We start from the raw sequence: 14,994 nt of genomic DNA on the forward strand, positions 1-14,994 counted from the left end.
ATTATGAAATTGTTTTCAGATAATTGTTTTATAACTTCAAATAAAGCAGTTTTTATATTATTTGCAACTGGATTCATTTTTCAATCGTGTACGACATATCACGCACAATTTGGCAAAAAAATCAAAACTCCGGTATCACAAAACGCTACAGATAGTTCAAAAATTGCACACACCTTTTATTTAATTGGAGATGCAGGAAATGCCAATGAAAAAAAAGCACAGCAAACGCTTGGTTTATTAGAAGATCGATTAAAAAAAGCAACCAAAAACTCTACTCTTTTATTTCTTGGCGATAATATTTATCCAAAAGGATTGCCCGCTACTGACAATCCAAGTGAGCGAATTATTGCCGAAAATAAGTTAACAAGTCAACTAAAATTATCTAAAAACTTCAAAGGCCAAACCATTTACATTCCTGGAAATCATGATTGGTATAGCGGAATCAAAGGATTAGATCGCCAAGCTAAATTTGTAACCGAATATCTCAACGATAAAAAATCATTTTTGCCAAGAAAAAGCTGTGGTATTGATGATTTGGAAATAAATAAAAATCTAACACTTGTCATCTTAGACAGTCAATGGTTTCTGGAGGATTGGGATAAAAGCCCAACCATAAACGATGACTGTGATATCAAAACACGGGAAGCTTTTTTTGACGAATTAGAAAACGTTCTGAATAAAAATCAGGAAAAAATAGTAATTCTGGCGCTTCATCACCCGTTGATGAGCAACGGATCGCATGGTGGCCAATTTTCATTGGAAAAACAACTCTTTCCATTGGAACAAAAAATTATGCTTCCAGTCTTAGGTTCTGTTATTAATCTAATCAGAAAAACATCTGGAATAAGTCCGCAAGATATTCATAATAAACAGTATACATTTTTTATCAAACGGGTAAAAACACTATTACACAGTCAGGATAATGTTGTTGTGGTTTCAGGTCATGACCACAATTTGCAATACATTGAAAAAGACAACATCAAGCAAATCATTAGTGGTGCCGGTTCAAAATCGGAAGCAGCAAAAGCCGTTTTTCCTGATGATTTTTCTTATGGTGGAAATGGTTATGCCGCATTGTCTGTTTATGAAAATGGAGCTGCAAAAGTTTCTTTTTATGGCAAAGAAAACAATAAAGAAAAACTGATTTTTGAACAATCTGTGTTAGATGAAAAAGACGATTACAGCACCAAAAATTTTCCAACATCTTTTGCTAAAACTACCATTGCAACCATCTATTCGGAGAAACAAACCAAAAAAAGCGGATTTTATAAATTTCTCTTTGGAAAGCATTATCGAAAATATTACAGTTTCCCAATAGAAGTACGAACAACAACTATTGACACCCTTTTTGGAGGTTTAAAGCCGAAACGTGCCGGCGGTGGTCATCAGTCTAAATCATTACAACTCTTTGACAAAAATGGCAAAGAATATGTAATGCGTGCCCTGAAAAAAAGTGCTACTCGTTTTCTACAATCGGTTGCATTTAAAGACCAATTTATCGAAAACGAATTTGAAGACACCTATGCTGAGAATTTTCTGTTCGATTTTTACACCACTGCGCATCCATATACTCCTTTTGCAGTGGGTAATTTAGCAGAAAAAATCGGCATTTCACATACCAATCCAGTATTGTATTATATTCCAAAACATAAAGCTTTAAAAGATTTTAATACCAATTTTGGTGATGAATTGTATATGGTCGAAGAACGCCCAACCGATAGCCAAATAGGAGTCAAAAGCTTTGGCAAACCAACTTCAATTATTGGTACCGATGATTTGTTGAAAAACCTACACAAAGATTACAACTATACCGTTGATGAAAGCACCTATATTAAAGCACGATTATTTGACATGCTCATTGGCGATTGGGACAGACATGAAGATCAGTGGCGTTGGGGAGAATATAAACAGGGCAAAAAAATAATTTACAAGTCTATTCCGCGTGACAGAGATCAAGCTTTTACGAAATACGACGGTGCCTTTCTTTCCCTTTTGATGAATATGCCAGCATTACGCCACATGCAAACTTTTAAAGAGAAAATTAAAAATGTAAAATGGCTGAATCGAGAACCCTATCCGTTAGACCTTGCTTTTCTTAGAACTGCTGATGAAAACGAATGGTTAAAACAGGCAAAATACATTCAGGAAAATCTTTCGGATTCCGATATAGATGTTGCTTTTGATAATTTACCAAAAGAAGTTCAGAATGAAACTATCGAGGACATTAAACATAAATTAAAAATAAGAAAAAACCAACTACAGCACTATGCATCAGATTACTACAAAGTGCTCCAGAAAACGGTTTTAATTGTTGGAACGGATAAAAAAGACAAATTTATAATTCAACACAAGGATAAGAACAAGCTTGAAATCGAAGTCTATCGATTAAAAAACGAAGGAGATGAATTACTGTACACAAAAGATTTTGTTGCCGGAAAAACAAAAAATATTTGGATTTATGGTTTAGATGACGATGATGTTTTTGAGGTAAAAGGAAACTCAAAATCAGACATAAACATTCGATTAATTGGAGGACAAAACAACGATTCCTATGTGATTGAAAACGGAAAAAAGGTAAAAATTCATGATTTCAAATCAAAGACAAATACTTATACTTTAGATTCTAAAACCAAAGTCGTTTTAACTGATGACTATGAAACAAGTTTTTATGATTATAAAAAGCCCAAATACAATGCTTTTTCAGGATTACCAAATATTGGTTATAATCCTGATAATGGAATAAAATTAGGTTTCATTACTAACTATACCGTAAATAAATTCAATCAAAATCCGTACACACAAAAACACATCTTAAAAGCCAATTACTTTTTTGCCACAAGTGGATATGAACTAATTTACAACGCCCATTTTCCTAAATCAGTCGGTAAATGGGATTTGGATTTGGAAGCCCAATTCACGAGTCCGAATTTTACGATTAATTATTTTGGTTATGGAAATGAAACCGTAAATAATGATGAAACTTTCGGAATGGATTACAATCGGGTACGTCTTAGAACGGTGAAAGTTATGCCATCCATCAAAAAAATGGGAAGATATGGCAGCGCAATCCATTTCCAAACCTCCTTTGAAAGAATCAGTGTAGAAGAAACCAGTGATCGTTTTATAAACATTCCCGGAATCGTAAATCCTGACGTTTTTGAGAGCCAACAATTTGCAGGAGTGGTATTAAAATACAGTTTTGAGAATTACGACATTCCATCATTCCCCGCCATGGGAATGGGATTTTCCATAGCTGGAAGTTGGAAAATGAATTTGAATGATACTAAAAGAAATTTCCCAACATTAGAAAGTAAACTTAATTTCAACCATAAAATTGATACCAATGGCAAAATCGTATTGGCTACAATTTTGAAAGCAAAAATACTATTGAATAACAATTTTGATTTTTATCAAGGTGCTACTTTAGGGGGTGATTATGATTTGAGAGGTTTTAGAAACGAACGTTTTTTAGGGAATCAATCTTTTTATCAAAGCAGTGATTTACGTTGGAATTTAGGAAAAATAAAAAGAAGCCTTTTGCCAATGTCTTACGGAATCTTAGGCGGTTTTGATTACGGCAGAGTCTGGCAAAAAGGAGAAGACTCCGATAAATGGCATCAATCATTTGGTGGAGGATTGTGGCTCAACGGACTCAATGCACTTACGGCGAGAATCACCTATTTTAAAAATGTTGATGAGGAAGCCCGAATCGCTTTTGGTTTAGGATTTGGATTTTAGCTTTTTGATACTGACATTATATACATTTCCACCAATACTTTTGGTTCTTTCATCGGCTATGAATAATCTATCATTATCATTGAAACTAACCGCTTCCTTTTGGGAAAAATGGTCTAATTCGAGTATCGTTTTTGTTCCATTCAAAAAATTATCACCTTTAAAATTTTCGAATAACCAGATTTTGTCATGGGTCAAAATGGCAACTTTGGATTCATCCGGACTTATAGTAGCACTGGTAATTACACAATGATTATAGTTGTCACAAGTTTGGAATTCTCCCATTAAAACCGCTTGATGAAAGCCGGGAGTATTGGGGATTTTATATAAAAAAGCAGTGCCTTCAAATCCTTTACTTCGGTTTTTGGTAAAGAGATAGAAATTATTTTTAAACTCAAAAAACCCTTCAACATCATAGAACATTTCAGTTTTTTTTGGTGGAAAATCTTTTTGTTCCGGATAAGCAAATGAGACTTTATAAGCTGGAACGACACTTTCAATATTTAATAAATTTTTGTCGATTTTATAAATGCACAAATCCTTTCTTTCATTATCATTGTTACCAAAATCGCCAATATACAGATTTCCTTCCTTGTCTTTTGTAATGTCTTCCCAATCTATATTCTCCGTATTTTCAATAGTTATCGTTTTTTCGATTTTGCCATTTTCTAAATTTAGAGCATAAATCGCATTTGCGTTACCGCTGTCTTCGAGTGTCCAAAGTAGATTGGTATTTGGAAAATAAATAATTCCTGAAACTTCTTTTAGCTTATTAGGCAAAGAATAAAGCGTTTCCAATGAATCTGAATCTTGTTGACAAGATAAAAAAACAACTGCAAATAGGATAGAAATATAGTTTTTCAAACTCATTGTAGTGTAAATGTAAATTTATAAAAAGACTAAAATCCGGTATTAAATAAATTTGTGTTTTTAAAGTTTCTGGTTATAAATTCAAAAGCAGCACTCATTACATTTCCCATGGATTTTGCTTTTTTAAAATTTAAATCATTGGTATAATTATACAGTTCTAATTTCAATTGACTCAAATGTTCATCGGTAGAAATAACGTCAGAACCCATGATTTGCAATAATCTTTTGATACGGTTTTCGGCAGAATGTATTCTTTTGGCTAAAACTGCTCGTTCTTCATCTTTATACTGTTCAATCGAACTATTTTGCAGTTTTTCTTTAACCAACTTTACCATTGGATAATTTTCTTTAAAAAACTGGGGACGATAAACTTTAAAATTTCCTTCGAAGCATTGTTGGTCAAAATCAATAGCCCGTATTTTATAAACAACATGGTCAAAATCATGCGTTGGTACAATTACATAATTATAAGAGCGCATATCGCCCAGCAATCGAATCATACAGCGTTCATTGAACTTGACAAATTCTTTTGCTATTTGTGATTTCTCGATTTCGGTACAATCATTCAGAAGTGTTTTCATAAATACATCTCCAGGAATTCCCATAATATGTTCTTCAATTAAAGTGTCTTTGTACACTAAAAAATTTATTTTATCCGGGGACAAAATGTGCTCCAATTCAAGTCCATATACTCGGGAAGCATCAGCTTTCTTGATATAAAAATGGGTGTAATTATCGTTCAGGATATTTCTGACTTTGATTCGAAAAGGCTTCGAATTTCCAAAAGTGCAATAATCGATTGAATCAACATTCAGAAATTTAATAATTCCCAGATTACCATCGGAATGTAAAAGAGAATAGATTTTCATCAAAGTAAGATCAATCTCTTTTCGTTCAAATTCATTATAATACACTCGAATCCATAAAGTGTCCTGATCGTATTTGTCATACACATTTATGGAACCGGAAAAACGCAACAAATCATCATAAAAAATGGGCACTTTAGAGATTCTGTCAAAACGTTCCAGATAATCCAAGAGTGAATTGTTTATAGGATAAGATGGTTTTTTAAAAAGCATTATTGGCTCACTCATTCGAAATATATTTAATGCAAAATTACAATAAATTATAACATTCCGTTAAATCCAAATTACCTTGAAAAAACCTCCTTAATAATTTGACTTTTTACAAACTTTTACCAAACGTGATTAAATTAATAAATACATTCAAATATGATTTTTTTCAATTGGAAAATATCTAAAAAAGCTTGGAATACGGAAAACAAATGTGTAGTTATTCGGCTTTTTTTAATTCAAATAGAAATCGTAAGACTCGTTAAAAAGCACATTCTCTATTTAATAATATGAGGAATTTGTAAGATTTTTTTGTAAAAATTATATTACAAAAAAATAAAAAATAAGTTTTTAGTCGACTTAATTTGATTTTTATCGAATTATTAAATATTTTTATTATTTTAGATATTTCTCTTGACATTGAGTAAATTCTAAAATTGTGTTTTTATAAAAATATTTGTGTGTTTTTCAAAATTATTTCAAAAAAGATAGGTGATTTGTTTGTCAATTATAATTTATTGAATTATTGAAAAAAACATGCCTTATAATTTAGTTTTACCCTGTAAGAAAATTATTGCGTTAAATTGGACTTCTATTAAAAAGTACATCAGTTTAAAGCAGGTTTAAAAAAAAGTATGTTTTTATACAAACAAACAAAACCATTTTTTAACGTTAAATAAAATATAAAAAGAAAATAATCACAAAATATTTGATTGTCCCCAAGACATTAAAATCTATTTAATACCTACTATGACAAATAAACTTGAACTCTATTACAAAGCCGCACAATCAGCTAAAATAGGGATTTGGAAATTGAACTTAAAAACCAATCAAGTATTTTGGGATGCTGTTACAAAATGTATTCTTGAAGTACCTGAAGATTTCATTCCTATACATGGAAGTGGAATTAATTTTTATACAGAAGGAGAAAATAAAGACAAAATCGAATACCTCATTGAGAAAGCGATTAGTGAAGGGATTTCTTTTGAAGACAAATTTCAAATCACCACGGCTAAAAATAATATCAAGCATGTAGAATGTATTTGTCAGGTGGAAATGAAAAATGGAAAACCTACCCAATTATTGGGCACTTTTCAAGACATCACAAAGGAGCAAAATTTAATTAACGAACTTCAATTAAATGTTGAGAAGTTTTCATCAATTTTCTCCAGTGCCAATGATGCTATTATTATTATTGATTCTTTAAATGGAATCATATCTGATTGTAATACAAGGGCATCAGAACTTACAGGATATGATAATTTAGAGTTAATAGGCTTGAACAATTCAGAATTATTTCCAACAAAACACAGAGAAAAAGATGATGCTTTTATTTCAAATCATTTAATAAGAGATGATTACACTGTTAACGAGACCTATATAATAACCAAATCCGCAGATATAATACCTGTAGAAGTAGCCTCGGGTAAAAAATTTATGGTCAATGATAAAACGTATTTGGTCTGTTTCTTTAGAAATATTAGTGAGAGAAAAAATGTTGAGGGAAAGCTAAATTTACTCTCGCTTGCTGCTTCTGAAACTACTGACACTATCGTAATTGCAAATCCACAAGGTGAAGCAATATGGGCAAACAATGCTTATTTAAATCTGACAGGTTTAAGTATAGAAGAAGTAATAGGACAAAAGCCAGGATATTTATCTAAAGGCCCTGAAACAGATTTACAAGCTACAGCAATAATGAGAAAAGCAATTCAGGATAAAAAAAGTATTAAAATTACTATCCTGAATTACAATAAGCAAAAAAAAAAATACTGGTTTGAATTGAATATTACTACAGTATTTGATAGTCAAAATAATTTAATCAATTTTATTGGTGTAGGTCGGGATGTTACACTCAGAATTGAGAAAGAGATTGAACTTAAGCATCTATTAGAAGTCACCAGCCAGCAAAACAAAAAGCTATATAACTTTACTCATATTGTTTCCCATAACATTCGTTCACATACCAGCAATTTAGCGATGGTTGTCGATGTGATTGAAAATACAGAAAATACAGCTGAAAAACTTTCCTACTTTGATTTATTTAAAGAAGGAACCGAAAAACTGTCAGAAACAATCGAATATTTAAATGAAATTATAACTATCCAGCAAAAAACAAATATTGAAAAAACTAAGATTCGTTTAAAAGACGAAATCGAAAAAACAAAAAAGGCATTGAGTTTGGTTATTAAAGAAAGTCAGATAACAATAACCCATACTATTCCCAATGAATTAATAGTGAATACGATTCCCGCATATCTGGACAGCATCTTGCTTAATTTGTTTACAAATGCTATAAAATACAGATCGCCAGAACGTGAAGCTATTTTAGAAATAGGTTATGAAGTTAATGAAAATTTTACCATTATAACTTTTAGGGATAATGGTTTAGGACTAAATTTAAAGCAAAACGGCCATAAAATTTTTGGCATGTATAAAACCTTTCACGGTAATGAAGATGCTAAAGGCATTGGATTATTTATTACTAAAAACCAACTTGTGGCCATGGGTGGAAAAATCGAAGTAGAAAGTGAAGTAGGTTTTGGCTCAGTTTTTAAAATCTATTTAAATGAAAAATAAGCTAACTTATATTATTGATGACGATAAACTAACAGTAAAATTAACAAGCAGGCTTATTTCTAAAAATGAGTTTTGCGAAGAAATCAACTCATTTTTTAATGCCCAATATGCATTAGACGAATTAAAAAAAAATTATTCAAATATAGAAAATTTGCCCGATGCGATTTTGCTTGATTTAAATATGCCTGTCATGGACGGTTGGCAATTTCTGGATGAGTTTATTCTTTTGCCAATAAAAAAAGAAATTTCAGTTTTTATTGTCACTTCTTCAATTGATCCTGCTGACATAGAAATGTCAAAAAAATATGATGTGGTAAAAAACTACATTATAAAGCCAATTACCGCTGAAAAACTAGAAGCTGCTTCCATGTTAATCTGTGCAAAAAACTAATTCCTGTTTAATAGTAACAAATCCTTACCTTGTTCGTCCTATACAAAATATAAAAAACGAACACTTTGGAAATCATACTCTCTATTAAAAATATCAACAAACGTTATGGCAGTTTACAAGCCTTAAAAGATGTTTCTTTCGAAATATATAAAGGTAATGTTTACGGGATTCTTGGTCCCAACGGTAGCGGAAAATCGACAACATTAGGGATTGTTTTGAATGTGGTAAATAAAACTTCAGGTGAATACAGCTGGTTTGGTGGTACAATGCAAACGCACGAAGCACTAAAAAAAGTGGGAGCTATTATAGAAAGACCTAATTTCTATCCGTACATGACGGCAAAAGAAAACTTAGAATTAGTCTGCAAAATCAAAGGCATCAATTATACTAAAGTAAACGAAAAGCTGGAATTAGTTGGTTTAACAGACAGACAAAACAGTAAATTCAGTACTTTTTCACTTGGGATGAAACAGCGATTAGCGATAGCTTCAGCCCTACTGAATGATCCGGAAATTTTAATTCTGGACGAACCTACTAACGGTTTAGACCCACAAGGGATTCATCAAATTCGAGATATAATCAAACAAATAGCCGCAAAAGGAACTACTATTTTACTCGCCTCTCATTTATTGGACGAAGTAGAAAAAGTATGTACACATGCATTGGTTTTAAGAAAAGGCGAAATTTTGTATTCAGGATTAGTTGATGGCATGTCAACAAACGAAGGATTCTTTGAGCTGCAAGCGGATGATATTGAAAATTTGATATTAATTTTAAAAACGCATCCTGCTGTAAAAAATGTTGTAAATGAGGAAGGAAAAGTTTTGGTTTATTTAAAAAATGATTTGGAAGCGAAGGAGTTGAATCAGTTTCTTTTTGAAAAAAACATTGTATTAAGTCATTTGGTTAAACGCAAAAATAGCCTAGAAGAGCAATTTTTGGAATTAACAAATAACACAAAACCAACCATCAAAAACTAAAAAAATGAAACGACTTCTCTCAATAGAACTACAAAAAATATGGAAAAATAAAGCAAGCCGAGTATTGACTTTGACTTATTTTATTCTCTTAACCTTTATTGCTTTAATTGCCTCAATCAAATTTGACCTTGGAATTTTCAAACTTCACCTTGCCGAAATGGGAATTTTTAATTTCCCTTTCATTTGGCATTTTAATACCTACATTGCGGCAATTTTAAAATTATTCCTGGCGATTGTTATCGTTTCAATGATGGCTAACGAATATAGTTACGGTACATTGAAACAAAATTTGATAGACGGAATGAGTAAAAAAGAATTTATTCTTTCTAAATTTCTGACAATCATCTTATTTGCTGCGGTATCAACTCTTTTTGTATTTATAATGTCATTAATTCTGGGGTTTAGCTTTTCTTCCTATACTGAAATTGGTATCGTTTTCTCTAATTTAGAATATATTTTGGCTTATTTCGTAAAATTGGTTGGATTTTTCTCTTTCTGTTTATTTTTAGGAATATTGGTAAAACGTTCGGCATTTGCACTTGGATTTCTTTTAGTTTGGAATATTATTGAAGGAATTCTCAAAGGAATTTTAACTTTTAAAATATTTCCGGACAGTAATAACGCATCCTATATTACACAATTTTTCCCATTAGAATCTATGTCTAATTTAATTGTGGAGCCTTTCTCCAGATTATCAATTATTAAGTCTATTGGAAACCAAATCGGAATGGAAAACAGTAAAGATTACAGTGTACATTTTTTATCTATTCTAATCGTTTTATGTTGGACTTTCATTTTTACATTCTTATCGTATCGCTTATTAAAAAATAGAGATTTGTAGTATCTTTACGGAGCTATGAAATGTATAAAAACAATCTTATTTTATATCTTCATTTGTTGCGCCTCATTTAGTGCAACGGCTCAATCTATTTCAGTAAATGACTCTTATACAGCACAACAACTTGTTGAAAATGTTTTAGTAAATAGTTCTTGTGTTACTATTTCAAATCCAATTGCAACAGGAGATACATTTACTGCCGGAAAAAATAGTTATGCCTATTTTAATAATCAGGCAGGTAGTTTTCCTTTTACTGAAGGCGTGCTTTTAAGTACTTGGAGTAGCCAAAATTCTATTGGACCATTTGTAAGAAATCAAGGAGGAGGTGGCACTTCTTGGTTAGGTGATGCCGATTTGGATAAGGAATTAGGCTTTAAAACAATAAATGCTACCTTCTTAGAATTTGATTTCACTCCTCTAACTAATTTCATAAGTTTTGATTATATCTTCGCTTCCAATGAATACCAAGATGATTTTCCGTGTCGGTTTTCTGACGGTTTTGCATTTTTAATAAAGGAAAAAGGCAGCGCTGCCAGTTATCAAAATTTAGCAGTAATTCCTGGCACTTCTACACCCGTTTCATCACTAAATATTCATCCATTAATTCCACCATTTGGTGTAGGCGGTGGATGCCCTGCAAAAAATGAAAACTATTTTGCAGGCTATAGTTCCGCTACTAGTCCTACTAATTATAGTGCCCAAACTGTGGTGATGAATGCACAAACAAATGTTATAGCCGGAACAACTTATCATATAAAATTAGTAATTGCTGATGACTCTTTTCAATATTATGATTCCGCTGTTTTTCTAAAAGCGGGTAGTTTTTCTCCAAAAATAGATTTAGGTGCGGATCGATTATTAACAACGAATAATCCTATTTGTTTTGGCGAAAGCTATACTATTGACACTAAATTACCCGTAAGTTATAGTTATAAATGGTTTAAAGATTCAATAGAAATAATCGGAGAAACTAGTCCAGCGCTCACGGTTATTGATACTGGCAATTACAAAGTTGAAATTACTTTGACACCTGCGACTTGCATGACCACTGATGAAATAAAAGTAGAATATGCTCCAAAAATCATTTTGAACGACACAACACTTTCACAATGCGATGATAATGCTGATGGAATCACTGTTTTTGATTTAACGCGAGCTGATGCGTTGGTAAAAAACAATGCTTCTGGTTTAAGCAACATTGTATATTATGAATCTTTAGCTGATGCACAAGCACAAATCAATCCAATTGCGAATCCTACAAATTATCAAAACAAAACAGCAAACCAAATTGTCTTTGCCGATACTACAAATCCTTATAGTTGTGCAAATTATGCGGAAGTTCAACTCCAAATCTCAAATAATAGTATTGCTCCTCAAAACCCAATCACAACTTGTGATGGGGATACCGTTCAAGATGGTTTGTATCTTTTTGATTTGAATTCACAGATAACTCCACAGGTTTTGACTGGATTACCTACCGGATTAATTGTTGAATATTATTTAAACTCCACTGATGCTATTGCTCAAAAAAATCCTTTACCTAATATTTTTAATAACACTGTTGCAAACCAACAAATTATTTATGCTAGAATTGTAAATGGTTCTGATTGTTACGCAATTACTCCGGAAACACTTATAGTTAGTACTTTTAATCCGCCCAATTTTCAAGAAGAGAATGCTATTTTGTGCAACGGCAGTTCTATTAACTTAGTTGTTAATGCTGGATTTTCAAGTTATTTATGGGATACAGGAGAAACTACAAATACAATTAATGTTAGCACTTCAGGTAATTATTCGGTAACCGTTACGAATGCAAATGGCTGCAACGCCACAAAGACTTTTAATGTATCGGCATCTGAAATTGCAACTATTACCGGAGCGACAATAAATGATTTTGACGGAAATGGAAATTCAGTTTTGATTGAATATACGGGAGTCGGCAATTATGAATTTTCAATTGATGGATCATTTTTTCAAGACGACCCGCTTTTCAATGCAGTAGCTCCCGGAGATTATTTAGTTTATGTCCGAGATAAAAATGGTTGTGGTCTATCAAATCCATTCCAAATTTATGTGCTCGATTATCCTCGTTATTTCACTCCAAACGGAGATGGATATAATGATTTTTGGGAAATTAAAAATCTAAATCTGCTGCCAAAATCTAAAATAACGATTTTTGACCGTTATGGTAAATTATTAAAAGAACTTAGCTCAACAAGTTCCGGATGGAATGGAATTTTCAATGGATATACATTACCCTCAGACGATTATTGGTTTAACTTAACTTTTGAGGATGGAAGAATAATAAAAGGGCATTTTTCATTAAAAAGATAAACCTTAGTTTTTAATCGTTTAGGAAAACTTCTCAAACAATTATCTCCCCTCAAGCCTTGGTTGGGATGGTACTTTTCACAAACTACCTACGGACGATTATTGGTTTACCATAAAATTAGAAGACAGAAGGGAAGCAAAAGGTAATTTTAAGTTTGAAAAGGTAATATTTCATAAATTTTTATATAAGAAAATGTTTTACAACAATTTATTTTGAAGAAAAAGTAAATACATAAAAAAAGCCATTCGAAAGAATGGCTTTTTTTATTGTAAAATATGAAAATTAGAATTTAAATCTTTTTCTATCTGTTTCTGTCAAATATATTTTTCTCAAACGAATACTTTTTGGAGTAACCTCAACGTATTCATCTTTTTGAATGTACTCTAAAGCTTCTTCAAGAGAAAAACGAATAGGAGGGATTATTCTTGCTTTTTCATCATTTCCGGATGAACGAACGTTAGACTGTTTCTTAGCCTTAGTCACGTTTACACACATATCATCGCTACGACTGTTCTCTCCAATTACTTGACCTTCGTAAATCTCATCATTAGGATCAACGAAGAATTTACCACGATCTTGCAATTTATCGATAGAATAAGGAATTGCTTTACCATTTTCCATAGAGATCAATGAACCATTGTTACGTCCAGGAATTTCCCCTTTGTAAGGCTCATATCCTATGTAACGGTGTGACATAATAGCTTCACCGGCAGTAGCAGTCAACAATTGATTACGCAATCCAATGATTCCACGAGATGGAATATTAAATTTTATAATCATACGTTCTCCTTTACCTTCCATACTCAACATTTCTCCTTTACGGATAGAAACAAACTCTACCGCTCTACCAGAAAGGTTTTCAGGTAAGTCGATTGTTAGTTCTTCAATTGGTTCACATTTTTTACCATCAATTTCTTTGATGATAACTTGTGGTTGACCGATTTGTAACTCATACCCTTCTCTTCTCATTGTTTCGATAAGAACAGACAAGTGAAGTACTCCACGACCAAAAACCATGAATTTATCAGCTGAATCGGTTTCACCTAACTTCATTGCTAAGTTTTTCTCTAACTCTTTTGTCAAACGGTCTCTAATATGACGAGAAGTTACAAATTTACCCTCTTTACCAAAGAAAGGAGAGTCATTAATTGTAAACAACATACTCATAGTAGGCTCGTCAATATCAATTGTTTTCAGCGCTTCTGGATTTTCAAAATCAGCGATAGTATCTCCAATTTCAAAACCTTCCACTCCAATAATAGCACAGATATCTCCGGCAATTACTTGCTCTACTTTCTTACGCCCAAGTCCTTCAAAAGTATGAAGTTCTTTAATACGTGATTTCATTACTTTACCATCTCTTTTTACTAAAGCGATCGGCATTCCTTCATTTAATATACCTCTTTCCAAACGACCAATAGCAATACGACCTGTAAATGCTGAGAAATCTAAAGATGTGATTAACATTTGAGGAGTTCCTTCCGATACTTTAGGAGCTGGTACATTTTTAAGAACCATGTCTAATAACGGTTCAATGTTTTCAGTCATAACGTTAAAATCGTCTGACATCCAGTTATTTTTTGCAGAACCATAAACAGTTGGAAAATCCAATTGCTCTTCAGTTGCGCCTAATTCAAACATTAAGTCAAAAACTTTTTCATGAACTTCTTCAGGAGTACAGTTTTCTTTATCTACTTTATTAATAACAACGCATGGTTTCAAACCAAGGTCAAGAGCCTTTTGTAATACAAAACGCGTTTGTGGCATTGGTCCTTCAAAAGCATCTACAAGCAGACAAACTCCATCAGCCATGTTCAATACACGTTCTACCTCACCACCAAAATCGGCGTGACCAGGAGTATCAATAATGTTGATTTTTGTTCCTTTGTATACTACAGAAACATTTTTAGAAGTAATAGTGATACCTCTTTCACGCTCTAAGTCGTTGTTATCAAGGATTAAGTCACCTGTGTTTTCGTTGTCACGAAATAACTGACAGTGATACATAATTTTATCAACCAAAGTTGTTTTACCGTGATCGACGTGGGCAATAATTGCAATGTTTCTAATAGATTCCATCTGTGATTTTTAATGGGTGCAAAGGTACACTTTATTTTGATATAAAAAATATTTCTGCAATAGTTTACATATTGTTAACCTTTTAGACCTAAAAAAATCAATAAAAAAGCTGTTAA

9 protein-coding genes and 1 pseudogene are annotated in these 14,994 nt (G+C 32.2%); 7 read left to right on the plus strand and 3 right to left on the minus strand.

Annotated features, from left to right (window positions below; genetic code table 11):
- Window positions 1–3: 3 nt before the first annotated feature.
- Window positions 4–3,738 (plus strand): metallophosphoesterase, encoded by a 3,735-nt coding sequence (locus FNW38_RS07600; protein ID WP_143386733.1) that lies wholly within the window; start codon window positions 4–6, stop codon window positions 3,736–3,738.
- On the opposite strand, the gene FNW38_RS07605 is transcribed toward FNW38_RS07600, so the two are convergent.
- Window positions 3,721–4,605 (minus strand): SdiA-regulated/phytase-like domain-containing protein, encoded by an 885-nt coding sequence (locus FNW38_RS07605; RefSeq protein WP_143386734.1) that lies wholly within the window; start codon window positions 4,603–4,605, stop codon window positions 3,721–3,723. The two genes, FNW38_RS07600 and FNW38_RS07605, sit on opposite strands and share 18 nt — an antisense overlap.
- Before the next feature lie 29 nt (window positions 4,606–4,634).
- Window positions 4,635–5,699 carry a hypothetical protein gene (locus tag FNW38_RS07610; RefSeq protein ID WP_143386735.1) on the minus strand — a complete coding sequence of 355 codons (1,065 nt, stop codon included), beginning with the start codon at window positions 5,697–5,699 and terminating at the stop codon, window positions 4,635–4,637.
- Between the two features lie 729 nt (window positions 5,700–6,428).
- On the opposite strand from FNW38_RS07610, the gene FNW38_RS07615 reads away from it, so the two are divergent.
- From FNW38_RS07615 to FNW38_RS17985, 6 genes and pseudogenes are all read left to right on the plus strand, one after another.
- Window positions 6,429–8,258, plus strand: a complete 1,830-nt coding sequence (locus FNW38_RS07615; RefSeq protein WP_143386736.1) for a PAS domain-containing sensor histidine kinase — start codon at window positions 6,429–6,431, stop codon at window positions 8,256–8,258.
- Window positions 8,248–8,649, plus strand: a complete 402-nt coding sequence (locus tag FNW38_RS07620; RefSeq protein WP_143386737.1) for a response regulator — start codon at window positions 8,248–8,250, stop codon at window positions 8,647–8,649. The genes FNW38_RS07615 and FNW38_RS07620 overlap by 11 nt, the downstream gene beginning before the upstream one ends.
- Window positions 8,650–8,714: 65 nt before the next feature.
- Window positions 8,715–9,629 (plus strand): ABC transporter ATP-binding protein, encoded by a 915-nt coding sequence (locus tag FNW38_RS07625; protein WP_143386738.1) that lies wholly within the window; start codon window positions 8,715–8,717, stop codon window positions 9,627–9,629.
- A 4-nt stretch (window positions 9,630–9,633) separates the two neighbouring features.
- Window positions 9,634–10,470: an ABC transporter permease gene (locus tag FNW38_RS07630; RefSeq protein WP_143386739.1), complete on the plus strand. Its 837-nt coding sequence runs from the start codon at window positions 9,634–9,636 to the stop codon at window positions 10,468–10,470.
- Between the two features lie 15 nt (window positions 10,471–10,485).
- Window positions 10,486–12,801 carry a choice-of-anchor L domain-containing protein gene (locus FNW38_RS07635; RefSeq protein ID WP_143386740.1) on the plus strand — a complete coding sequence of 772 codons (2,316 nt, stop codon included), beginning with the start codon at window positions 10,486–10,488 and terminating at the stop codon, window positions 12,799–12,801.
- 58 nt (window positions 12,802–12,859) lie between these two features.
- Window positions 12,860–13,015: pseudogene (locus FNW38_RS17985) on the plus strand (hypothetical protein); the annotation flags it as partial.
- A gap of 66 nt (window positions 13,016–13,081) precedes the next feature.
- Here FNW38_RS17985 and typA read toward each other — a convergent pair.
- Window positions 13,082–14,878 (minus strand): translational GTPase TypA, encoded by a 1,797-nt coding sequence (gene typA / locus FNW38_RS07640; RefSeq protein ID WP_143386741.1) that lies wholly within the window; start codon window positions 14,876–14,878, stop codon window positions 13,082–13,084.
- Between the last annotated feature and the right edge of the window lie 116 nt (window positions 14,879–14,994).

The sequence above is a fragment of the Flavobacterium gawalongense genome, assembly GCF_007097265.1.
GTDB lineage: Bacteria > Bacteroidota > Bacteroidia > Flavobacteriales > Flavobacteriaceae > Flavobacterium > Flavobacterium gawalongense.